The following is a 22,687-nucleotide window of genomic DNA, read 5'->3' on the forward strand; positions in this document are numbered from 1 at the left end:
GCGGCGCGCGCGGCGTGTTGTGCGTGACGCTCAGCCCCCCAGCGCCGGATCGCTCATGCTGCTCTTGCCCGTCTCCACGTGTCCGGCGAAGCGCCGCACGAACGTCGCGTCGGTATCGACCGTTATCGCCAGGTCGTACCAGCCGTGCGCGTTGCGCAGATCGAGGTAGAGCTGTTCGGTATCGCCGCCGCGCACCGAATGTTTGATGACGTGGTTCGCGTCGTACGCGTTGACGATCGTGAACTGGCAACGCGCGCTGCCCACGTTCTCCAGCCGCAGTTGCAGATTGCCGTTCGACACGTCGTAACCCTCGGCGACTTCAGGACGCGCGACCTCCGAGCCGTGCCACCACCCGCCGCGTGCGGCCGCCTTGCCCGCGAAGCGGCGCAGAAAACCGTTCGGGCCGTGCACCGTGAAGTCGTAGCTGCCGTCCGCATTCAACGGCAACAGGTCCTGCAGGCGCTTGCCCGCTTCGACGGTATAGCTGCGCGGCGCGTCGGCGCTGAGCGCGGCATACACGAGAAACACCGCGCCGGTGCGTCCCGTGTTGACGAAGCGCATCGTCAGCTTGCCGGCCGACGCATCGCTGTGTAGGCGCACGAACAGTTCGTACGGCAATGCGCGCGCCGGGCGCACGCCGGGCTCCTGCTGCGGCACGGCCTGCACGGCCGGCGGCAGCGGTACGTAATCCGGGTGACGGTTCTGATCGGCGGGCACATAGGCGCTCGTGCCCGGCAGCGTCGGCAGGGCGGTGTTCGGATTGTCGAAGTTGAATGCCGATGTCAGATCGCCGCACACCGCGCGGCGCCACGGCGTGATGTTCGATTCGCCGAGATTGTGCTGCTGGCCGAAGCGCTTTTCGATGAAGCGGATCACTGACGTGTGGTCGAACAGTTCCGAGCACACGTAGCCGCCTTTCGACCACGGCGACACCACCAGCATCGGCACGCGCGGTCCGAGTCCGTACGGCGCCGCGGCGGTCTTCGCATCGCCCGGATAGATTTCGTGCGTGGTGTCCACAGTCGACAAACCGTTGGCGTTCGACGAAGGCGCGAACGGCGGCGCGATGTGATCGAAGAAGCCGTCGTTCTCGTCGTAGTTGATCAGCAGCACGGTCTTGCTCCACACCTCGGGATTCGACGTGAGAATCTGCAGCACCTGATCGATGTACCACGCGCCGTAATTCGACGGCCAGTTCGGATGCTCCGAATACGCTTCGGGCGCGACGATCCAGGAGACTTGCGGCAGCGCGTTGTTCTGCACGTCGCGCTTGAGGATGTCGAAGTAGCCGTCGCCTTTCGCCGCATTGGTGCCGGTGCGCGCGTTGTCGTAGAGCGGGTTGCCGGGCTGCGCGTTGCGGTACTGATTGAAGTAGAGCAGCGAGTTGTCGCCGTAGTTGCCGATGTACGGGTTCTGCGTCCAGCCCCACGAACCGTTGGCGTCGAGGCCGGTGCCGGCGTCCTGATAGATCTTCCACGAAATGCCCGCGTTCTGCAGCACTTCCGGATAGGTGGACCAGCCGTAGCCGAGTTCGGAATTGTCGATCACGGGGCCGCCGCCGCTGCCGTCGTTGCCGACCCAGCCGCTCCACATGTAATAGCGGTTCGGGTCGGTCGGGCCCATCAGCGAGCAGTGATACGCGTCGCAGATCGTGAACGCATCGGCAAGTTGATAGTGAAACGGGATGTCGTCGCGTGTCAGGTAGGCCATCGTGGTCGCGCTTTTGGCGGGCACCCACTGGTTGTTGAGCCCGCCGTTGCACGCGGCATGCGTGCTGCCCCAGTCGTGCGCGAGATCCTGCAGGAATTGCAGACCCAGGTTCGGCGCGGTGGGTCGGAACGGCAACACGTAGCCGGTATTGGCGGGGTCCGCCGCGAGCGGTTGATACCACACGGGCTTGCCGTTCGGCAGATCGATGGCACGGGTGTCGCCGAAACCGCGCACGCCTTTGAGCGTGCCGAAGTAATGGTCGAACGAACGGTTTTCCTGCATCAGCACGACGATATGTTCGACGTCGCGGATCGAACCGGTGCGGTTATTCGCTGGAATCGCGAGCGCGTTGCGGATGCCCAGCGGCAACATGCTCAATGCGGTGGCTGAACCGGCGGCTTGCGCGGCGGAGCGCAGAAAATCACGGCGATTTTTTGAAGTCATGGTGTTGGCTTTCGATCTTCGGTTGACGAACGATACCCGCAGCGCGCGAGCCGAAGCCGCGCGTCGTGGGCGCGCGGAACTCAATCCACAGTGTGGATGACGGGTGGGGCGAGCGGCGTCGGCGCGGCGGCGGACAGCGTGGCGCCGGCGTCGGAGGTGGGCAGCGGTGGGGTTTGAATCGTGAGCGCGGCGGGTGCGGGCGAGGTTGACGCTGGGTCTGCCGGCAGGATCGCGCGCGCGGATGTGTTGCCGTTGCTGTTTTCCGCGGGACTGGCGATCGAGCTCAGCGTGCTCGTGCCGGCTGTGTCGTCGTTGCTATCGTTACCGCATGCGCCGAGCAGCGTGCAGAGCGACGTGGCAATCAACGCACTCGTCAAACGTTTGCGCCGCGAAGCAGGAATGAGCGTGAGCGTGGACACAGCGGACATGGGAATGTCTCCGGCACGGGGAAGGGGCGCCAGGGCATCGGTGTGCCGAGGTCAGCGATGCGGCAGCATAATCGCTTACCTGTGTAATTTTTGTGAAGGGGCGGTGAGATGCGGCGGCTCACCGCTTGCTGCTAGGAGTCACCACTCCCCAGAACGAAAGCGCCAATCGCCTCATTCAACCTCTCCGGCGCATCCCGATGCGGCGAATGTCCGCAAGCATCGAGCTTGACGAGCCGCGCGTGCGGTACGCGATCCGCGATCGTATCGATCTGCGCCATCGTGCCGTAGTTGTCATCACGCCCCTGCACCGCGAGCAGCGGCCGGCGAATCGACGCGAGTTCCGCCACGATGGACCACTGCTTGAACGCCGGATTCAACCAGACATCATTCCAGCCATAGAACGCGGATTCGACATCGGCGTGATAGCGGCCGAGCTTGTCTCGCAGGTCGGTGGACTCGTAGAGCCGCTTCGTCTGCGCGATGCTCTGCACCGAAATGTCTTCGACAAACACGTGCGGTGCGATGACCACCGCGCCCGCCAGCGCATCGGGATAAAACGCCGCGTACAGCAGCGCAATCGAGCCGCCGTCGCTATGGCCCATCACCCACATCCGCTGGCGTTCGCGCATATCGATGTCGAGCGCGTCGAGTAGCGCGGGGAGAACATCGCGTGCCTGGGCGGTCATGAAATCGACGGGCCATTTCACGTTGTGCGCACGCGGCGTCGACTGTCCGTAGCCTGGCCGCGAATAAACCAGCCCACGCACGCCGAGCCGTTCGCACAATGTTTGCGGCCAGTCGCGCCACATCGCAACCGAGCCGAGCCCTTCGTGCAGGAACACGGCGATCGGCGCGTCGGCCGCCGTCTCGTTGACCCAGCGATATTCGATGCGCAACGGCCCATGCGATGCGGTAGCGGGCAATTCAGCGAAATGGCGGCCCGTATTAGTGGTCGCGGCGGCAACGAGAGCGGGATTCTGCATGGATCACCTTATGACTGTTCGCGCAGTTTGAAGCGTTGAATCTTGCCGGTGGCGGTTTTCGGCAGATCGTCGGCGAACACGATATCGCGCGGATATTTATGCGGCGCGAGCCGCTCCTTGACGAAGGCCTTCAACTCCTCCGCGAGTATCTCAGACGGCGCGAACTCGCGCTTCAGCACGACGAACGCGCGGGTCTTAACGAGGCCGCCGTGATCGACGCCGACCACCGCCGCTTCGAGCACCGCAGCGTGCTGCACGAGCACCATCTCCACTTCGACCGGCGACACATACTGGCCGCTGACCTTCAGCATGTCGTCGCTGCGGCCCGCATAGACATAGCAGCCATTCGGCAAACGGCAGTACTTGTCGCCGCTGCGAATCCATTCGCCGAGAAACGTCGCGCGCGTTTTCTCGCGATTGCTCCAGTACATCAACGCGGCGCTCGGCCCCTTGATATACAGATCGCCGATCTCGCCATCGGGCACGAGGCGACCGGCTTCGTCGCGCAACTCGACTTCGTAGCCTGGCACCGGACGGCCGGTCGTGCCATATTCGACCGCGCCCGCGCGATTCGACAGGAAGATGTGCAGCATCTCGGTCGAACCGATGCCGTCGAGAATCTCGGCGCCGAAATGTGCGGTGAAGCGCTCGCCGATCTCACGCGGCAATGCCTCGCCCGCCGACGTGCAGACGCGCATCGCGACAGCGTCACGCGCGGGCAGATTGGGCGACACGAGCATGCTCGCGTACAGCGTGGGGACGCCGTAGAAAACGGTCGGGCGATGCCGCACGAGGCGCGCGAAAATCGCGTCGGCGGTCGGGCGCTCGGCCATCAGCACGGCAGTGGCGCCGACCGACAGCGGGAAGGTCAGCGCGTTGCCGAGACCGTACGCGAAGAACAGCTTGGCGGCGGAAAACACCACGTCGCTCTCGGCGATCCCCAACACGGCCTTCGCATACAGCTCGGCGGTCCAGTACAGATTCGCGTGTGTGTGGACGGTGCCCTTCGGCTTGCCGGTCGAGCCCGACGAATACAGCCAGAACGCGATGTCGTCGCAACCGCTCGCACAGCCCTTGACGGCGGGCGCGGCGGCGTCGATCAGCTCGTCGAGCCGCGGCGCGGCTACGGGGTCGCCGTCGAGCGGCTGTGAAACGATCAACTGGCAACCGTCTTGTTCAGCGCTATTCAGTTGACCCAACGCGTGCGTGACGTTCGGCAGCAACGCACCCGTTACGATCACCGCGCGCGCGTGGCTATGCGTGAGCATGTACACGTAGTCGGCGGGAGTGAGCAGCGTGTTCGCGATCACCGGCACGACGCCCGCGTACAGCGCGCCGAGAAAAACGACCGGCAGCGCCACGGTGTCGAGCATCACGAGCAGCACACGCTCTTCGGGATGCACGCCGAGCGTGCGCAATGCACTCGCGAAGCGTCGCGCGCGGTCTTCGAGCTCGCCGTAGGTGGTGGTGCCCGCATCGTCGACGTAGGCGATCTTGTTGGCCCGCGCTTCATTCAACCGAAACAGGTGGGTGGCGAAGTTGAACAGCGCGGGCGGCGGCGCGACCGGCGCGGACTGACTTGCGGCTGTTTCCAGCAGGGCTTCCATGTGTCTCCTCCGTCTGTGGGGCGGTCCGGCCGTTGTGTGCTCTTGATCCGCGCGATGCGTGCAATTCGTCGCGTGCCGCTAGGGCGTGGGCGAGTGAGTCGTTTGCGTGAGCGTGTCGATAGCCGCGGCCGGCGCCTGGATCGCACTGCGCCGGTGATAGAACGCCAACGCACGCAAGCCGCCGAGTTCTTCGCCACCGCCCGCGCGGCCGGGGCCACCATGCAGCGACATCGGCATCACGTTGCCGTGGCCGGTCTGACTTTGCTGAACCGATGGCGAGATCGCATGCACGCGGCCGTGCGAGTCGGCGAGTTCGAGCGCCAGCCGGCCGAGATGCGCATCGTCGTTCGAATAGATCGACGCGACGAGCGAACCCTGGCCGCGTCGCGCCAACTCAACCGCATGCGCCTCCGGCAAGCCGCTGCCGTGGGCGGCGACGCGATAGGGTGCAACCGCGGCTACGGGGCCGAACACTTCGACGTCGTGCAGCAGCGTCGCGCTGTCCGGATCGTTGACCACGAACAGATGCGGCGCGACGCATGCCGCAATCGCCGGGTCCGCGTCGATCAGGGGCGCGGCCGAGCCGTCGTAGGCGAGCACCGCTTCCTCGCGCAATGCGGCGATGCCCGCGAGCACGTTCTCGTATTGCTCGCGGCTCACGAGCGAGCCCATCCGCACGTCGTCGTTGCGGGGGTTGCCGACGCTGATCTTCGCGAGCTTCGCTTTGAGTGCATCGAGCACCGTTTCGAGCGCGTCTTCCGGCACGAACGCACGCCGGATCGCCGTGCATTTTTGCCCGGACTTCACTGTCATTTCCCGCACCACCTCCTTGATGAACAGATCGAAGGCGGCCGTGTCGGGCTTTGCATCAGCGCACAGGATCGCGCTGTTCAGACTGTCGGCTTCGACGTTCAGACGAGCGCCGTGCTGCACGAAAGCGGGATGCTCGCGCAGCGTCGCGGCGGTGTCCGCCGAGCCGGTGAACGACACCACGTCGAAGGCGCGAATCTGATCGAGCAGACCCGCCGAGCCGCCGCAAATCACGGAGAGCGCACCGGGCGGCAGCAGGCCCGCGTCGACCACATCGGCGATCATGCGCTGCGTGAGCCACGCGGTGGCCGTGGCGGGCTTGACGATGACCGGCACGCCGGACAACAGCGCGGGCGCCGCTTTCTCCCACAGTCCCCACGCCGGAAAGTTGAACGCGTTGATGAAGAGCGCGACGCCGCGCGTCGGTGTCAGCACGTGCTGCACGCTGAACGATCGATCCTTGCTCAACGCGACGCTGTCGCCGTCGCGCAGCGCGTGCACGTCGCCGAGCGACGCGCCGAGTTTTGCGTAGTACGACAAAGTAAAAATGCCGCCGTCGATATCGACGGCCGAGTCGTTGCGCGTGGTGCCGGAGTTCGCGGTGGCGATCGCGTAGTAGTCGTCGCGCTTCGCCTGCAGCAGCTTGACGATGTCGGCGAGGCGGGCGGCCCGCTGCGCATAGGTCAACGCGCGCAATGCGGCGCCGCCCTGATCGCGAGCGAAGCCGAACGCGTGCGCGAGGTCGAGGCCCGCGCTTGACACACGCACGAGCGCAACGCCGGTCACCGGATCGGTGAGCGTCGTGCCCGCGCCTCTGCCGGCGATCCACTGGCCGGCCACATGATTCTTCAGGAGTTCGGTCATGATGTGCTCAGGCGGGAGTGAATTCGATCGCGCCTTGCGGCAGCAGATACAGCACCAATGCCTGACCATTCGTGACGGTCGGGCGATGCGCGGAGCCGGGGCCATACACGCACCAGCCGGCCGGGTGGCCGTCGAACGTCGCGCCCTCGGTGAGCGGCATGATCAGATCGATCTCGCCATGCGGGTGAACGTGATGCGGACCGGCAATGTCGCGCATGTCGACCACGTCGACGGAAAAGCCGTGGGTCTCGGGCAAGGGCTTGAAGATGCGGCCATAGCGGATGCCGGCGCCTTCGCGGTTGCACAGCCAGCCTTCGGCGACGCCAGTCCGGCACGCGTTCGCGAGATCGCGGAAGGTCGCGCCGTCGGCGGGGCAGGTGTCGTTCAGCCACGCGGCGAGTTGGCCGTCGAGCGGCCGGCCGGCGAGTTGCGCGGTGACGCCCGCAATCAGGCGCTGGAATTCATGTGGGGACATGCGACCTCCAGATGGCGCGTTCACACAAGGAAGGCGCCTGGAGGCACCTTAATGCATGCGTGTTGCCGCGCCGTCTCCGTGACGCTGCCGAATCAATTCGACAGCGTTTGTTATTGGATCAATATTTGGCGAAAATTAACCGTTCACCTGGTGCGTGTCAAGCACTATAGTACATATATCGCAGTCCAGAGGTGATTAAACATGAATCAAAAGTACTCTCCTGCGCCATTGGACGAGGCCGCCGCCGCCGACGACGCCAGCCCCGCCGAACGCACTGAGCGCGGCGCCGAGCGCGAGGAGCGCGATCCGTTCCTCACGGCAATGGGCGAGCGTGTGCGGCTGCTGCGCGCGCGCCGCGGCATGACCCGCAAAACGCTCGCCACCGAAACCGGTTTGTCGGAACGGCACCTGGCGAATCTGGAGTCGGGTGTCGGCAATGCGTCGGTGCTGGTCTTGCGGCAACTTGCGGCCGCGTTGAACTGTCCGCTCGCCGAAGTGATCGGCGACGAAACCACCGCGTCCGCCGAGTGGCTGCTGATCCGCGAGCTGCTGCACGGCCGCGATCAGGCGGCGTTGCAGCGGGCGCGCGTGGCGCTCGCCGAGATGTTCGCGCAGGCGCCACGCGACCCGCATCGCAAGGACCGGATCGCGCTAATCGGGCTGCGCGGGGCCGGCAAATCGACGCTCGGGCGGATGCTCGCGCAGGAACGCAAGGTGCCGTTCGTCGAGTTGACGCGCGTGATCGAGCAACTGGCCGGCTGCCCGCCATCGGAGATTCATTCGTTGTACGGAGCAAGTGCTTACCGGCGCTACGAGCATCGCGCGCTGGAGGCCGTGATCCACGAGCATGAGCGCGCGGTGATTGCGTCGCCGGGCGGGCTGGTGTCGGAGGCGGGTACCTTCAACGCGCTGCTATCGCACTGCTTCACCGTGTGGCTGCAAGCCACGCCGGAAGAGCATATGCGCCGGGTCGTCGCGCAAGGCGATTTGCGGCCGATGTCAGGCAACAGGGAAGCGATGGACGACCTGAAGCGCATCCTCGCAGGTCGCGGCGAACTGTACGGCCGTGCCGACATGACCTTCGACACCAGCGAGAAAACGCTCGCGGACGCTTATCTGCAATTGCGCGACCGCCTCGCCGCGCGGCTCGCCGCGGAATCGCCGGATGACGCCCGGTTGAGCTGACAGGCAGCGGGCAGGTCAGGGTTTACTAGCAAACATGCATTAAAGTGCTTTACACGGGTATGGCAGTGCACTATTGTTCAAAAAACGATTTTGCATCGTCCAGTCAGGAGACGCCCCCATGTCCGCAGCAGAAACCGCCCTCGCGCCGGTCGACTACCGCACCGATCCTTCGCAGTACAAGCACTGGAAGCTGAGCTGCGACGGCCCGGTCGCGACGCTCGGCATCGATATCGCGGAAGACGGTGGCATCCGCGACGGCTACAAGCTGAAGCTGAATTCCTACGACCTCGGCGTCGACATCGAACTGCACGACGCCATACAGCGCATCCGCTTCGAACATCCCGAAGTCAAAACCGTGGTGCTGACGAGCCTGAAGGACCGCGTGTTCTGCTCGGGTGCCAACATCTTCATGCTGGGGCTGTCGACGCACGCGTGGAAGGTCAACTTCTGCAAGTTCACGAACGAAACGCGCAACGGTCTCGAAGACTCGTCGCGTCACTCGGGCCTGAAGTTTCTCGCCGCGGTGAACGGCGCGTGCGCCGGCGGCGGCTACGAACTCGCGCTGGCCTGCGACGAGATCTATCTGATCGACGACCGCTCGTCGTCGGTGTCGTTACCGGAAGTGCCGCTGTTGGGCGTGCTGCCGGGTACCGGCGGCCTCACGCGCGTCACCGACAAACGCAAGGTGCGCCACGACCGCGCCGACATCTTCTGCACGGTGGTCGAAGGCGTGCGCGGCGAACGCGCGAAAGCATGGCGTCTCGTCGATGAAGTCGTGAAGCCGAACCAGTTCGATCAGGCAATCCAGTCGCGCGCGCTCGAACTCGCGGCGCAAAGCGACCGCCCGGACGACGCGCAAGGCGTTGTGCTCACGCGGATCGAACGCACGGATCGCGAAGACGGCCTGACCTATAAAACACTCGACGTCACGATCGATCGCGCGAAGCGCATCGCGACGTTCACGGCTCGCGCGCCCCAAACCGAACCGCCTTCGAGCATCGACGCGATCGTCGCCGCGGGCGTCGACTGGTGGCCGCTGCAATTCGCGCGCGAACTCGACGACGCGATCCTGTCGATGCGCACCAACGAACTCGACGTCGGCACCTGGATCTTCAAGACTGAAGGCGACGCGCGCAACCTGCTCGCCGCCGACGCCACGCTGATGCAGCACAGGGACCACTGGTTCGTACGCGAGACGATCGGGCTGCTGCGCCGGACGCTCGCGCGCATCGATGTGTCGTCACGCTCGCTGTTCGCACTGATCGAACCGGGTTCGTGCTTTGCCGGCACCTTCGCGGAACTCGCATTCGCCGCCGACCGCACGTACATGGCCGCGTTGCCGGGCAATGAGGAAGAAGAGCCGGCTATCACGCTGTCGGAAGTCAACTTCGGTCTTTATCCGCTGGTCACGCACCAATCGCGGCTCGCGCGGCGCTTCTACGAAGAGGCCGAGCCGCTCGACGCGGTGCGCTCGCGGATCGGCCAGCCGGTCAAGCCGGTGGAAGCCGAGCGCCTCGGTCTCGTCACCGCATCGCCGGACGATATCGACTGGGCCGACGAAATCCGCATCGCGCTCGAAGAACGTGCGGCGATGTCGCCGGATGCATTGACGGGTCTCGAAGCGAATCTGCGCTTCAACGGCCCGGAGACAATGGAGACCCGCATCTTCGGGCGTCTTACCGCGTGGCAGAACTGGATTTTCAACAGGCCGAACGCGGTGGGCGAGAAGGGTGCGCTCAAGGTGTACGGCAAGGGCAGCAAGGCGCAATTCGACGTCTCGCGCGTGTGATATCCGCCTGGACGTGCGCATGAGTGCTCGCAGTTCGAGCAACGCGCAGCACGCACTTCACGCGAACCGCGCGACCAGACGCAACGCCAGTTGCCCAATCCCGATACGCGCCTCTCACCGTCAGCACTGCAGCTTCCTAACAAGGAACCGACCATGTCAACGATCAACTACAGCGAAAAGATTCCGAACAACGTCAACCTCGCCGACGACCGTGCGTTGCAACGCGCCCTCGAACAGTGGCAGCCGAATTTCCTGTCGTGGTGGGGCGATACGGGACCGGAAGGCTCGCACGGATACGACGTTTATCTGCGCACGGCGGTGAGCGTCGACGCGGGCGGCTGGGCGCACTTCGATCACGTGAAGATGCCGGACTATCGCTGGGGCATCTTCCTCACGCCTGGCGAGCAGGATCGCAAGATTCACTTCGGCGAACACAAGGGCGAAGCGGCATGGCAGGACGTGCCCGGCGAACATCGCGCGAACCTGCGCCGTATCATCGTCACGCAAGGGGACACGGAGCCGGCGTCGGTCGAGCAGCAGCGTCACCTGGGGCTGACGGCGCCTTCCATGTACGATCTGCGCAACCTGTTCCAGGTCAACGTCGAAGAGGGGCGTCACCTGTGGGCAATGGTGTATCTGCTGCACCGTTACTTCGGTCGCGACGGTCGTGAGGAAGCCGAAGCATTGCTCGGCCGCCGTTCGGGAGACGACGACAATCCGCGCATTCTCGGCGCGTTCAACGAGAAGACGCCAGACTGGCTCGCGTTCTACATGTTCACGTACTTCACCGACCGCGACGGCAAGTTCCAGTTGTCGGCGCTCGCGGAATCGGGCTTCGACCCGCTCGCGCGCACCACGAAGTTCATGCTGACCGAGGAAGCGCATCACATGTTCGTCGGCGAATCGGGTGTGTCGCGCGTGATCCAGCGGACCGCACAGGTAATGAATGAACTCGGCACCGACGATGTCGCGAAGATTCGCGCGGCCGGCGTGATCGATCTGCCGACCATCCAGCGCTATCTGAACTTCCACTACTCGGTGACGATCGACCTGTTCGGCGCCGATCATTCGTCGAATGCGGCCACGTTCTATAGCTCCGGTCTGAAGGGGCGCTATGAAGAGAACAAGCGCGACGACGATCATCGACTGAACGGCCAGAGCTACAAGCTGCTCGACGTGCAGGACGGCAAGCTGGTCGAGCGCGAAGTGCCGATGCTCAACGCGATGAACGAAGTCCTCCGCGACGATTACATCAAGGACTCGGTGGCGGGCGTCGGGCGCTGGAACAAGGTGCTCGAAAAGGCCGGCATCGATTTCCGCATGACGGTGCCGCATAAAGCGTTCAACCGGCAGATCGGCACCTTTGCGGGCACGCGCGTATCGCCGGACGGCCGTGTGATCAGCGAGGCCGAATGGGCCGCGAACGAAGCGAAGTGGCTCGCGTCGCCCGAGGATCGCGCGTTCGTCGCGTCGCTGATGGGCCGCGTCACGGACGCGGGCAAGTTCGCGAACTGGATTGCGCCGCCCGCGATGGGCGTGAACCGTCAGCCGATCGACTTCGAATACGTGCGCTTTAACTGAAACGAACGCACGCGCGGCGCGTAGTACACCCTGGTGGAGGAAGTCATGAACGGCCCAGTATCGATCGAAGTTTTCAGGCAGCATCTGATCGATCCGGAAATCTGCATTCGCTGCAATACCTGCGAAGAGACTTGCCCGATCGATGCGATCACGCACGACGATAACAACTATGTGGTCAAGGCGGATGTCTGCAATGGCTGCATGGCGTGCGTGCCGCCATGTCCGACCGGAGCAATCGACAACTGGCGCACCGTGCTCAAGGCCGACGCGTATCCGATCGACGAGCAATTCACGTGGGACGTACTGCCGGAGCAGAACACGATGGCGGTGGCCGCCGTGGAAGAATCGTCGGGCGCGGGTGTGTCGGGCGACACGTCCGACGAAGCGGGCGGTATCGAAGTGGACACCGTGCGCGGCTCGGTCGTGCCGCCGTGGTCGGCCGCGAAGCCGTATGTGAACCTCTACACGCACAAGGCGCCGACCACCGCAACAGTGGTCGGCAACTACCGCCTGACCGACAGCACGACCGATAGCGACATCCATCACATCGTGCTGGATTTCGGTTCGATGCCGTTTCCGGTTCTGGAGGGCCAGTCGATCGGCATTCTGCCGCCCGGCGCGAGCGCCGATGGTCGCACGCACCACGCGCGGCAATATTCGGTGGCGAGCCCGCGCGACGGCGAACGGCCCGGTTATAACAACGTGTCCCTGACAGTCAAGCGAGTCTGCCAACAGCACGGCGATGCGATCGACGGCGTGTGTTCGAACTATCTGTGCGATCTGAAGAAGGGCGACGTGATCAACGTGATCGGTCCGTTCGGCGGCACCTTTCTGATGCCGAACCACCCGAACTCGCATCTGCTGATGATCTGCACGGGCACCGGCTCCGCGCCGATGCGTGCGATGACCGAGTATCGCCGGCGGCGTCGTCTGAAAGGCGCGACCGGCAAGCTGATGCTGTTCTTCGGCGCGCGCACCAAGGAGGAACTGCCCTACTTCGGACCGCTGACGAATCTGCCAAAGGATTTCATCGATACGAATCTGGCCTTCTCACGCACGCCGGGGCAGCCGAAGCGCTACGTTCAGGATGCGATGCGTGATCGCGCGGTCGACGTCGCGAGCATGCTACGGGACGACAACACGCACATCTACGTGTGCGGTTTGAAGGGCATGGAAGATGGTGTGTTGCAAGCGCTCAAGGAGATCGGCGAGCGGCATCAACTGGATTGGGAAGCGCTGTGGGCAAAGCTGAAGCGCGAAGGGCGCCTGCATCTGGAGACCTACTGAAGCGCCGCGCTTTTCGCCGCGGTTCCCACGCGACAGTACCGCTCACGAAGGCCCCGCGAATCCTGCCGGTTCGCGGGGCCTTCGTGCTTGTGCATTATCGCGAAGGATCGACTCCGTCCTCGTGCTGCGCAGGCGATACCGCACCGCATGCGCGAATCACCAGTTGCACGACCTCTTCGGTGGTGGTCTCGAACGCCTTCTGCGTCAACGCGCGCTTGCCCTTGAGTGCGCGAATCTGCGCGTCGAAGTCGGCGTAGTGCTGGGTCGTCGCCCAGATCATGTACATCAGCGTCTGCGCATTCACCGGCGCGAGCAGGCCGCGCGCAATCCAGTCGTCGATCACCTTCACGCGGCTGTCGAGCCACGGCTTCACGCGCCCAGTGAGGATGTCCTCCATGTGCTCTGCGCCGTGGATGATCTCGCTCGCCCACACCTTCGAACCGAGTGGCCGGCGGCGCGATAGCGCCATCTTCGCGCGCACATATCCGCCGATCGCTTCGACGGGGTCGTCGCTGCACTCGAACGTGTCGGCCGCTTTGTGCCAGTCTTCGAACAGGTCTTCCAGCACGCGCCGATAGAGCGCGAGCTTGGTCGGGAAGTAGTAGTGGACGTTGGCTTTCGGCAAGCCTGCACGCTCCGCAATCATCGCGGTGCTCGCGCCGTCGAGTCCGCGTTCGGCGAAAACCGCCTCGGCGCACGCCAGCAGATGCGCTTCATTCGACTCGCGAATGTGGGCCTTGCGCCGCCGCAAAGGGGCGCGTGTTTCGTCGTTTTCCGTGAGGTCGGCCGCCACGTCGTCGTCTCTCATGTTCGCCTTCGTCGGCATCCGTGCCGCGTCGCGCTTCATTCTAGTCGTTTGACGCGGCGTCCACATGCGTATTCGTCGCGCGTCACGCCGGCGTGCTGCAATGCAATGGCACGCTTCTCGCTCTGTTTCCCATCGAACGAAAAGCATTGATTTGGCGGGGCTAATCGTCTACAACCTGTCCAACTGGACAGGATTGAGAGAGCGGGCGATGCCCAGGGTTTGCCCTCCGTGCGAGAGGCGGGCCAGTGCGTAGAACCTTGCACCGCCGCCGTGCGGGCACGCCCCAAAACCCGCCGCCCATGCACCAGTTTCATGTCGGTTCACCGAAAGGAGCGAGACGAATGAACGCGGTATCCGAAGCGCTGAAACAGCATGCCGAGCCCTCGACGTCGATCAGAGTCGACGGCAAGCGGCTGTGGGACAGCCTGATGACAATGGCGAAGATCGGCGCCACGCCCAAGGGCGGCGTGTGCCGCCTTGCGCTCACCGACCTCGACAAAGCGGGCCGCGATCTGATCGTTAGTTGGGCGAAGGAAGCGGGCTGCACGGTCACGATCGATCAGATGGGCAACGTGTTCATGCGCCGCGCTGGGCGCAATCCGGAGGCGCTGCCGGTGATGACCGGCTCGCACGCGGACTCGCAGCCGACCGGGGGGCGCTTCGACGGCATCTACGGTGTACTGGGCGGGCTCGAAGTGATTCGGAGTCTGAACGATCGTGGCATCGAGACCGAGCATCCGGTCGAAGTGGTGATCTGGACCAACGAGGAGGGCTCGCGCTTCGCACCGGCGATGGTCGCCTCGGGCGTGTTCGCCGGCGTGTTCACGCTCGACTACGGCCTGTCGCGCAAGGACGTGGACGGCAAGACCATCGGCGAGGAACTTCAGCGCATTGGTTATGCGGGCGACGTGCCGTGCGGCGGACGGCCGTTGCATGCGGCTTTCGAACTACACATCGAACAGGGGCCGATTCTCGAAGCCGAGCAGAAAACCATCGGCGTCGTGACCGATGCGCAAGGCCAGCGCTGGTACGAGATCACGCTGACCGGCCAGGAAGCGCACGCGGGTCCGACGCCGATGCCGCGCCGTCGCGACGCATTGCTCGGCGCCGCGCGCGTGGTCGATCTGGTCAATCGCATCGGGCTCGACAACGCGCCGTTCGGCTGCGCGACGGTCGGCATGATGCAGGTCCATCCGAACTCGCGCAATGTGATTCCAGGCCGCGTGTTCTTCACGGTCGACTTCCGTCATCCCGACGACGCGGTGCTCGCGAAGATGGACGCCGCGTTGCGCGAGGGCGTTGCCGGGATCGCGAACGGCATCGGACTCGAAACCGAACTGGAGCAAATCTTTTACTACGCGCCGGTCGCGTTCGATGAAGCCTGCGTGAAGTCGGTACGCGCGGCCGCGGAGCGTTTCGGCTATCCGCATCGGAACATGGTGTCCGGCGCGGGGCACGACGCGTGTTATCTGTCGCAAGTCGCGCCGACTTCGATGGTATTCGTGCCGTGCGTCGATGGGATCAGTCACAACGAAATCGAGGACGCCACTTTCGAATGGATCGAAGCGGGCGCTAACGTGTTGCTGCACGCGATGCTGGAGCGTGCATGCGAGCCGGCTTCATAACGCTACAGCAGTCGTCGTTCATTCGCTTCAAGCCTTAAACGCAGTGCCAAAAAACATGCCGTCCCGGCTGCGCTTCGGCGCAGCCGGCAGGTACGGCTACGTCCTCACATCGAAGAAGGAACGTGTATGGCCATCAAGCAAACCGGCGATATTGCGGCTCAGCGGATGTCGCCCGAGCAGCTTTCGTGCGAGTTCACCGACATCGCGCCTTTGCTGGACGCGAGCGCGGCGGCCGCGGCGGCGAGCCGCTGTCACTACTGCTACGACGCGCCGTGCGTGAACGCGTGCCCGACGGGCATCGACATTCCGAGTTTCATCCGCAAGATCGGCAACGGCAATCTGAAGGGCGCGGCGGTGGACATCCTGTCGGCCAATCCGCTCGGCGGCATGTGCGCGCGCGTGTGTCCGACCGAGATTCTGTGCGAAGGCGCGTGCGTGCGTAATCATCAGGACGCGAAGCCGGTGGCGATCGGCGCGTTGCAACGACATGCCACCGACCACGCGATGGCGCGCGGCGAGCCGCTCTTCAAACGCGCGGCCGACACCGGCCGGCATGTCGCGGTGGTCGGCGCGGGACCGGCGGGGCTCGCGTGCGCGCATCGGCTCGCGCTCGCGGGTCATCGCGTGACGATCTACGACGCCCATGCGAAAGCCGGCGGCCTGAACGAGTACGGCATCGCCGCCTATAAAACCGTCGACGACTTTGCGCAGCGTGAAGTGGCATGGCTGTGCTCGGTCGGCGGTATCCAGATCGAACACGGTGTCGCGCTTGGGCGCGATATCCAGCTCGATACATTGCGCCGCCAGCACGATGCCGTGTTTCTCGCGATCGGTCTCAGCGGCGTGCGTGCGCTCGCGCTGGACGGCGAAGACCTGAGCGGCGTGATGAACGCGGTGGACTTCATCGAACAGATTCGCAGCGCTAACGATCTCGGTACGGTGGCCGTGGGCCGCCGCGTCGTCGTGATCGGCGGCGGCAATACGGCGGTGGACGCCGCCGTGCAAAGCCGCAAGCTCGGCGCGACGTCGGTGACGATGGTCTACCGGCGCGGCGTCGAGTCGATGAGCGCGACCTGGGCCGAGCGCGACTTCGCGCAGACCTGCGGTGTCACGCTCGTCACGCACGCGAGCCCGATGCGTTTGCTCGGCGCGGACGGCGTGGTCACGGGCGTCGAATTCGCACGCACGTCGAGCGACGGCGAGCAGGAGCGCTTCGTGATCGAAGCCGACATGGTGCTCAAGGCGATCGGGCAAACGCTGGTGGCGGTCGGCATCGAGTGCGAACTGTTGACGCTCGACGGCAGCCGCATCGCGGTCGATGCGAACGGACAAACCTCGCTGCCCGACGTGTGGGCCGGCGGCGATTGCGCGGCCACCGGCGGCATCGACCTGACCGTGCAAGCGGTGCAGGACGGCAAGGTGGCCGCCGCCGCGATCGACGCGCAGTTTGCCCGCACGGCGGTGAAGGCGGCATAGCGCCAGGTAGCGTCAGATAGCGCGTCCCAATTCACGCCTTTAGCAACCCGGGCACCAGACAAAAAACAGCAGTCCCCAAGGAGCCGAACATGGCTGATCTGCGCTGTACGATTGCCGGCATCACTTCGCCGAATCCTTTCTGGCTCGCGTCCGCGCCGCCGACCGATAAAGCCTACAACGTGAACCGCGCGTTCGAAGCGGGCTGGGGCGGCGTGGTGTGGAAGACGCTCGGCCTCGACCCTCACGTCGTGAACGTGAGTTCGCGCTACGGCGCGGTGCAATGGAACGGTCAGCGCATCGCGGGGCTGAACAACATCGAGCTGATCACCGACCGCCCGCTCGACGTCAACCTGCGCGAGATCGCGCAAGTCAAACGCGACTGGCCTGAGCGCGCCATGATCGTGTCGCTGATGGTGCCGTGCAACGAACGCGACTGGAAGTGGATCCTGCCGCTCGTCGAAGACACCGGCGCCGACGCGGTCGAACTGAATTTCGGCTGCCCGCATGGGATGAGCGAGCGCGGCATGGGCGCGGCGGTGGGCCAGGTGCCGGAGTACGTGGAGATGGTCACGCGCTGGGTCAAGGAAGGCACGAAGCTGCCGTGTCTCGTCAAGCTCACGCCGAACATCAGCGACATTCGGCTCGGCTCGCGAGCGGCGTACAAAGGCGGCGCGGATGGCGTGTCGCTGATCAACACGATCAACTCGATCGTCGCGGTCGATCTCGACGCGATGTCGCCGCTGCCGATGGTCGACGGCAAGGGCACGCACGGCGGCTACTGCGGGCCGGCGGTGAAGCCGATCGCGCTGAACATGGTCGCCGAAATCGCGCGCGATGTGGAGACGCCGAACCTGCCGATCTCCGGCATCGGCGGCATCTCGTCGTGGCGCGACGCCGCCGAGTTCATCGTGCTCGGCGCGGGCAGCGTGCAGGTCTGCACGGCTGCGATGCATTACGGCTTTCGCATCGTCGACGATCTCGCCGACGGCCTGTCGAACTGGATGGACGAAAAAGGCTACGCGACGCTCGACGACATTCGCGGCCGCGCCGTGCCCAACGTCACCGACTGGAAGTACCTGAACCTGAAGTACGACATCAAGGCGCGCATCAACCAGGACAAGTGCATTCAATGCGGGCTGTGCCATATCGCCTGTGAAGACACCGCGCATCAGGCGATCATGAAAGAAAAAGATGGCGTCCGTCATTTTGAAGTGATGGACTCCGAATGTGTCGGCTGTAATCTGTGCATGCACGTGTGCCCCGTCGAGCAATGCATCTCGATGGAGCGTGTGGATAGCGGCGGGTACGCGAACTGGACCACGCATCCGAACAATCCGGCGCGCGCGGATCTGGCGGAAAGCACGCCGAACGAGGCGACGGAAACCGCCGCTGAAACCGCCGCGCAAGTGGAAGCACCCACGCATGCGGCGAAAGCGGCCTGACCGATGAAGTACCGGTAACGACGTAGCCTTTCTATTGAAGAACCCGTCTTTCCCCAAAGGCCCGACGCGCCACCAGAAGCCGCACGGGCCGCAACGATCAAGTGGAGATCTTTCGATGAAGCAGACCGCGCATTCCGTCGATCCGCAGTTCGCGGCCGGCGTGCAGGGCAGCGAGCTTTACAACGACGACCTTGCGCCGACCGGTCCCGCGCAGCGCACGTGGCGGTGGTATCACTTCGCCGCGCTGTGGGTGGGAATGGTGATGAACATCGCGTCGTACATGCTCGCGGCCGGATTGACGGAGCAGGGCATGTCGCCGTGGCAGGCCGTCGTGACCGTGCTGCTCGGCAATCTGATCGTGCTGGTGCCGATGCTGCTGATCGGTCACGCCGGCGCGAAGCACGGCATTCCGTATGCGGTGCTGGTGCGCTCATCGTTCGGCACGCGCGGCGCGAAACTGCCGGCGTTGTTGCGGGCGATCGTCGCGTGCGGCTGGTACGGGATTCAGACGTGGCTGGGCGGTAGCGCGATCTATACGTTGCTGAACATTCTCACCGGCAATGCGCTGCACGGCGAGGCGCTACCGTTTCTCGACATCTCGCTTGCACAGCTCGCGTGTTTCCTCGTGTTCTGGGCGCTGCAGATCTACTTCATCGTGCACGGCACCGAAGCGATTCGCCGGCTCGAAAGCTGGTCTGCGCCGATCAAGATCGTGATGTGCATCGCGCTCGTGTGGTGGGCGACTTCGAAGGCGGGCGGCCTCGGCTCGATGCTGTCGGCGCCGTCGCAATTCGTGCCGGGCGGCAAGAAAGAGGGCATGTTCTGGGCAACCTTCTGGCCGAGTCTCACGGCGATGGTCGGCTTCTGGGCGACGCTCGCGTTGAATATCCCCGACTTCACCCGCTTCGCGAAAACGCAGCGCGATCAGATCATCGGCCAGACGATCGGTCTGCCGGTACCGATGGCGTTGCTCTCGGTGATTTCGGTGGTGGTGACATCGGCGACCGTGGTGATCTACGGCAAAGCGATTTGGGATCCTATCGATCTGACGAGCCGCATGACCGGCATCGGTGTCGGCGTCGCGCTGATCATCCTCACGCTCGACACAATGTCGTGCAATCTCGCGGCGAATCTCGTCGGGCCGGCCTATGACTTTTCGAGCCTGTGGCCGAAGGGAATTTCGTATCGGATCGGCGGCATGATAACCGCAACCATCGCAATCGTGATGATGCCGTGGAAGATTCTCGCGACCACGCAGGGCTATATCTTCACGTGGCTGGTCGGCTACTCGGCGTTGCTGGGTCCGGTCGCCGGCATCCTGATGGTCGACTACTTCCTGATTCGCGGCACGCGGCTCGACACGCGCGAACTGTTCGACGAGCAGGGCGAGTACAGCTACACCGGCGGCTGGAATATCGGCGCGGTGGTTGCGCTGATCGTCGGCGTGCTGCCGAATCTGCCGGGTTTTCTGCACACCGCGTTCCCGGCGTCGTTTCCGAACGTGCCGGCAATCTTCAATACGCTCTACACGTATGCATGGTTTGTCGGACTTGCGTTGGCGTCGATCGTATACAGCGCGTGGATGAAGCTGAGCAAGGGACCGAGCGCGCGCGTGGCGAGCGCTTGAGCGCAATCGCGTGACGCAGACGCAGCTAGCAACATCGAAACCAGCAGTTCACAAGGAGGCGGCAACATGACGACCCTGATTCGCGGCGGCACTATTATCGACGCGGAGAACACGTATCGTGCGGACGTGTTGTGTGCGGACCCACAAGACGGCGGCACGATCCTGCAGATCGGCGCGGACCTGGAGGCGCAGGCGGGCGCGACGATCGTCGACGCAGGCGGGCAGTACGTGATGCCCGGCGGCATCGATCCGCACACGCATATGGAATTGCCGTTCATGGGCACCACGGCCAGCGACGATTTCTACACGGGCACGGCGGCGGGTTTATCGGGCGGCACGACGAGCATCATCGACTTCGTGATTCCGAGTCCTAAGCAACCGCTGATGGAAGCGTTCAACGAGTGGCGCGGCTGGGCGGAGAAGGCGTCGGCGGACTACGGTTTTCACGTGGCGGTCACGTGGTGGGACGAGTCGGTCTATCGCGACATGGGCACGCTGGTGCATGAACACGGCGTGTCGAGCTTCAAGCATTTCATGGCCTACAAGAACGCGATCATGGCCGACGACGAAGTGCTCGTGAACAGCTTTTCGCGTTCGCTCGAACTCGGCGCGCTGCCCACCGTGCATGCGGAGAACGGCGAACTGGTGTTCCAGTTGCAGCGTCAGTTGCTCGCGAAGGGCTTCAAGGGTCCGGAGGCGCATCCGTTGTCGCGGCCGCCCGAAGTGGAGGGCGAGGCGGCCAATCGTGCGATCCGCATCGCACAGGTGCTGGGCGTGCCGGTGTACATCGTGCACGTGTCGTCGAAAGACGCGGTCGATGCGATCGCGCGCGCGCGTAGCGAGGGTTTGCGCGTGTTCGGCGAAGTGCTGCCGGGCCATCTGGTGATCGACGAGGCGGTGTATCGCGATCCCGACTGGACGCGCGCGGCCGCGCACGTGATGAGTCCGCCGTTCCGCTCGGCCGAACATCGCGAGGCATTGTGGCGCGGCTTGCAGGCCGGGCAATTGCACACCACGGCGACCGATCACTGCGTGTTCTGCGCGTCGCAGAAGGCGATGGGCCGCGACGACTTCACGAAGATCCCGAACGGCTGCGGCGGCGTCGAGGATCGCATGGCGGTGCTTTGGCATCACGGCGTGAACTCGGGGCGTCTCACGCCGAACGAATTCGTGCGCATCACGTCGACCAACGCTGCGCAGATTTTCAATCTGTATCCGCGCAAAGGCGCCGTGCGGGTCGGCGCGGATGCCGACCTCGTCGTGTGGGACCCGAATGCGAGCAGGACGATTTCGGTGAACACGCATCACCAGAAGGTCGACTTCAATGTGTTCGAAGGGATGACGGTGCAGGGCGTTGCGATGCACACGCTCACGCGCGGCGCGCTCGCCTGGACCGATGGCGAATTGCGCGCGGTGCGGGGTGCGGGGCGTTACCTGAAGCGTCCGCCGAATGGTGCTTACTTCGATGCGATTCGCGTTGCTAACAAGCGCAAGGAGCCGCATCCGGTGGAACGTTAGGCGCTCATCGCGCGAGGGGCTTTGAAAAATCGCAGACGGTTTGCTACAGTCCGCCGGGTCTGCCGGACGCGAGCGCCGGTGACGACCAGCCGAACGCAGGACTCGGCCACCGCTGTAGCAAACCCGACGGAGCCTCTTGATGAAGCCGATTCGTTTGATGCTGCTGATCGCGCTGTGGCAGGCGGTGGCGGCGAGCCCGGTCCACGCCGCCGATGCCCTGGCGCAAATCTGCTCCACGGGGGTGTTCAGGATCGGCACCGAAGGCACCTACGCGCCGTTCACGTATCACGACGACGCGGGCAAGCTGACGGGCTTCGACGTCGAACTTGGCGCGGAGATCGCGCAGCGCCTCGGCGTCAAGCCGCAATTCATCGAGAGCAAATGGGACGGCTTGATCGCCGGTCTCGATGTGAACCGCTACGACGCGGTGATCAACGAAGTGGCTATCACCGACGCGCGCAAAGCCAAATACGATTACTCCGATCCCTACATCACGTCGTACGCAGTGCTGCTCGTCGCGTCGGACAATACGTCGATCAGGTCGTTCGACGACCTGAAGGGCCGGAAGTCCGCCAATACGCTGACCAGCAACCTCGGCAAGATCGCGGCGGCGCACGGAGCGGAAATCATTCCGGCGCAGGGCTTCAACGAATCGATTGAACTGCTGACCTCGGGGCGCGTCGATGCAACCATCAACGACTCGCTGACTTTCCTCGACTTCACGAAACGCGCGCCGGATGCGAAGGTGAAGATGGTCGCCGTCGATACGTCGCCGGACAGCAGCGACAAATCGGCCGTGCTGATCCGCAAGGGCAACCCGCAATTGCGCGCGGCAATCAACAAGGCGCTAGGCGATATCAGGAAAGACGGGACGTATGTGAAGATTTCGCGGAAGTATTTCGGGCGCGACATGTTTCAGTGAGCGACTGACGCCACTTGTCCGCTTGCTTATTGCTTATTGCTTATTGCTTCTTGCTTATGTACCGCGCACGCGTAAAAAGAAAAGGGGGCGTCGCAACGCCCCCTCG

17 protein-coding genes are annotated in these 22,687 nt (G+C 64.2%); 10 read left to right on the plus strand and 7 right to left on the minus strand.

What is annotated here, in order from left to right; genetic code table 11:
• Positions 1–30: 30 nt before the first annotated feature.
• The 6 genes from BGI01S_RS03875 to BGI01S_RS03900 form a co-directional block, all read right to left on the minus strand.
• Positions 31–2,154 carry a phosphocholine-specific phospholipase C gene (locus tag BGI01S_RS03875; RefSeq protein WP_042322401.1) on the minus strand — a complete coding sequence of 708 codons (2,124 nt, stop codon included), beginning with the start codon at positions 2,152–2,154 and terminating at the stop codon, positions 31–33.
• 80 nt (positions 2,155–2,234) lie between these two features.
• On the minus strand, positions 2,235–2,582 hold the full coding sequence (locus BGI01S_RS03880) for a hypothetical protein (RefSeq protein WP_042322403.1): 348 nt from the start codon (positions 2,580–2,582) through the stop codon (positions 2,235–2,237).
• Positions 2,583–2,713: 131 nt separating this feature from the next.
• Complete coding sequence (locus BGI01S_RS03885; protein WP_042322405.1) at positions 2,714–3,565, minus strand: alpha/beta fold hydrolase; 852 nt, start codon at positions 3,563–3,565, stop codon at positions 2,714–2,716.
• 8 nt (positions 3,566–3,573) lie between these two features.
• On the minus strand, positions 3,574–5,172 hold the full coding sequence (locus tag BGI01S_RS03890) for a benzoate-CoA ligase family protein (protein WP_042322407.1): 1,599 nt from the start codon (positions 5,170–5,172) through the stop codon (positions 3,574–3,576).
• 78 nt (positions 5,173–5,250) lie between these two features.
• The gene (locus tag BGI01S_RS03895; protein WP_042322409.1) at positions 5,251–6,846 is read right to left on the minus strand and encodes a 3,4-dehydroadipyl-CoA semialdehyde dehydrogenase; all 1,596 of its coding nucleotides are present in this window, start codon (positions 6,844–6,846) and stop codon (positions 5,251–5,253) included.
• Between the two features lie 7 nt (positions 6,847–6,853).
• Positions 6,854–7,321: a DUF4863 family protein gene (locus BGI01S_RS03900; protein WP_042322410.1), complete on the minus strand. Its 468-nt coding sequence runs from the start codon at positions 7,319–7,321 to the stop codon at positions 6,854–6,856.
• Between the two features lie 201 nt (positions 7,322–7,522).
• Between BGI01S_RS03900 and BGI01S_RS03905 the strand changes: the two genes are divergently transcribed.
• The 4 genes from BGI01S_RS03905 to boxA all read left to right on the plus strand — a co-directional run bounded on the left by BGI01S_RS03905 (position 7,523) and on the right by boxA (position 13,163).
• Complete coding sequence (locus BGI01S_RS03905) at positions 7,523–8,506, plus strand: helix-turn-helix transcriptional regulator (RefSeq protein ID WP_042322412.1); 984 nt, start codon at positions 7,523–7,525, stop codon at positions 8,504–8,506.
• Between the two features lie 118 nt (positions 8,507–8,624).
• Positions 8,625–10,295: a 2,3-epoxybenzoyl-CoA dihydrolase gene (gene boxC / locus BGI01S_RS03910; protein WP_042322413.1), complete on the plus strand. Its 1,671-nt coding sequence runs from the start codon at positions 8,625–8,627 to the stop codon at positions 10,293–10,295.
• A 153-nt stretch (positions 10,296–10,448) separates the two neighbouring features.
• Positions 10,449–11,876 carry a benzoyl-CoA 2,3-epoxidase subunit BoxB gene (gene boxB / locus BGI01S_RS03915; protein WP_042322416.1) on the plus strand — a complete coding sequence of 476 codons (1,428 nt, stop codon included), beginning with the start codon at positions 10,449–10,451 and terminating at the stop codon, positions 11,874–11,876.
• A gap of 45 nt (positions 11,877–11,921) precedes the next feature.
• Positions 11,922–13,163 carry a benzoyl-CoA 2,3-epoxidase subunit BoxA gene (gene boxA / locus BGI01S_RS03920; protein WP_042322418.1) on the plus strand — a complete coding sequence of 414 codons (1,242 nt, stop codon included), beginning with the start codon at positions 11,922–11,924 and terminating at the stop codon, positions 13,161–13,163.
• A 94-nt stretch (positions 13,164–13,257) separates the two neighbouring features.
• Here the strand turns inward: boxA and BGI01S_RS03925 are convergent, their stop codons facing one another.
• Positions 13,258–14,010, minus strand: coding sequence for a TetR/AcrR family transcriptional regulator (locus BGI01S_RS03925; protein ID WP_174447375.1), 753 nt, complete (start codon positions 14,008–14,010; stop codon positions 13,258–13,260).
• Between the two features lie 302 nt (positions 14,011–14,312).
• Between BGI01S_RS03925 and BGI01S_RS03930 the strand changes: the two genes are divergently transcribed.
• The 6 genes from BGI01S_RS03930 (at position 14,313) to BGI01S_RS03955 (ending at position 22,581) form a co-directional block, all read left to right on the plus strand.
• Entirely contained in the window at positions 14,313–15,596 is a 1,284-nt protein-coding gene (locus BGI01S_RS03930) for a Zn-dependent hydrolase (protein WP_042322420.1), read from the plus strand.
• A 126-nt stretch (positions 15,597–15,722) separates the two neighbouring features.
• The gene (locus tag BGI01S_RS03935) at positions 15,723–17,072 is read left to right on the plus strand and encodes an NAD(P)-dependent oxidoreductase (protein ID WP_042322423.1); all 1,350 of its coding nucleotides are present in this window, start codon (positions 15,723–15,725) and stop codon (positions 17,070–17,072) included.
• 89 nt (positions 17,073–17,161) lie between these two features.
• A complete protein-coding gene (preA, locus tag BGI01S_RS03940) occupies positions 17,162–18,514 on the plus strand; it encodes an NAD-dependent dihydropyrimidine dehydrogenase subunit PreA (RefSeq protein WP_042322425.1) in 1,353 nt (450 codons plus the stop codon).
• Positions 18,515–18,629: 115 nt separating this feature from the next.
• On the plus strand, positions 18,630–20,141 hold the full coding sequence (locus BGI01S_RS03945) for an NCS1 family nucleobase:cation symporter-1 (protein WP_042322427.1): 1,512 nt from the start codon (positions 18,630–18,632) through the stop codon (positions 20,139–20,141).
• A gap of 66 nt (positions 20,142–20,207) precedes the next feature.
• Positions 20,208–21,659, plus strand: coding sequence for a dihydropyrimidinase (hydA, locus tag BGI01S_RS03950; protein WP_042322429.1), 1,452 nt, complete (start codon positions 20,208–20,210; stop codon positions 21,657–21,659).
• A 139-nt stretch (positions 21,660–21,798) separates the two neighbouring features.
• Positions 21,799–22,581, plus strand: a complete 783-nt coding sequence (locus BGI01S_RS03955; RefSeq protein WP_042322431.1) for an amino acid ABC transporter substrate-binding protein — start codon at positions 21,799–21,801, stop codon at positions 22,579–22,581.
• Positions 22,582–22,687 lie beyond the last annotated feature (106 nt).

The sequence above is a fragment of the Paraburkholderia ginsengisoli NBRC 100965 genome (assembly GCF_000739735.1).
GTDB lineage: Bacteria > Pseudomonadota > Gammaproteobacteria > Burkholderiales > Burkholderiaceae > Paraburkholderia > Paraburkholderia ginsengisoli.

Bases quoted from the DNA above. Each gene is read 5' to 3' on its own strand.
- BGI01S_RS03875 (WP_042322401.1), bottom strand. From the start codon at position 2,154: ATGACTTCAAAAAATCGCCGTGATTTTCTGCGCTCCGCCGCGCAAGCC.
- BGI01S_RS03880 (WP_042322403.1), bottom strand. From the start codon at position 2,582: ATGTCCGCTGTGTCCACGCTCACGCTCATTCCTGCTTCGCGGCGCAAA.
- BGI01S_RS03885 (WP_042322405.1), bottom strand. From the start codon at position 3,565: ATGCAGAATCCCGCTCTCGTTGCCGCCGCGACCACTAATACGGGCCGC.
- BGI01S_RS03890 (WP_042322407.1), bottom strand. From the start codon at position 5,172: ATGGAAGCCCTGCTGGAAACAGCCGCAAGTCAGTCCGCGCCGGTCGCG.
- BGI01S_RS03895 (WP_042322409.1), bottom strand. From the start codon at position 6,846: ATGACCGAACTCCTGAAGAATCATGTGGCCGGCCAGTGGATCGCCGGC.
- BGI01S_RS03900 (WP_042322410.1), bottom strand. From the start codon at position 7,321: ATGTCCCCACATGAATTCCAGCGCCTGATTGCGGGCGTCACCGCGCAA.
- BGI01S_RS03905 (WP_042322412.1), top strand. From the start codon at position 7,523: ATGAATCAAAAGTACTCTCCTGCGCCATTGGACGAGGCCGCCGCCGCC.
- boxC (WP_042322413.1), top strand. From the start codon at position 8,625: ATGTCCGCAGCAGAAACCGCCCTCGCGCCGGTCGACTACCGCACCGAT.
- boxB (WP_042322416.1), top strand. From the start codon at position 10,449: ATGTCAACGATCAACTACAGCGAAAAGATTCCGAACAACGTCAACCTC.
- boxA (WP_042322418.1), top strand. From the start codon at position 11,922: ATGAACGGCCCAGTATCGATCGAAGTTTTCAGGCAGCATCTGATCGAT.
- BGI01S_RS03925 (WP_174447375.1), bottom strand. From the start codon at position 14,010: ATGAAGCGCGACGCGGCACGGATGCCGACGAAGGCGAACATGAGAGAC.
- BGI01S_RS03930 (WP_042322420.1), top strand. From the start codon at position 14,313: ATGAACGCGGTATCCGAAGCGCTGAAACAGCATGCCGAGCCCTCGACG.
- BGI01S_RS03935 (WP_042322423.1), top strand. From the start codon at position 15,723: ATGGCCATCAAGCAAACCGGCGATATTGCGGCTCAGCGGATGTCGCCC.
- preA (WP_042322425.1), top strand. From the start codon at position 17,162: ATGGCTGATCTGCGCTGTACGATTGCCGGCATCACTTCGCCGAATCCT.
- BGI01S_RS03945 (WP_042322427.1), top strand. From the start codon at position 18,630: ATGAAGCAGACCGCGCATTCCGTCGATCCGCAGTTCGCGGCCGGCGTG.
- hydA (WP_042322429.1), top strand. From the start codon at position 20,208: ATGACGACCCTGATTCGCGGCGGCACTATTATCGACGCGGAGAACACG.
- BGI01S_RS03955 (WP_042322431.1), top strand. From the start codon at position 21,799: ATGAAGCCGATTCGTTTGATGCTGCTGATCGCGCTGTGGCAGGCGGTG.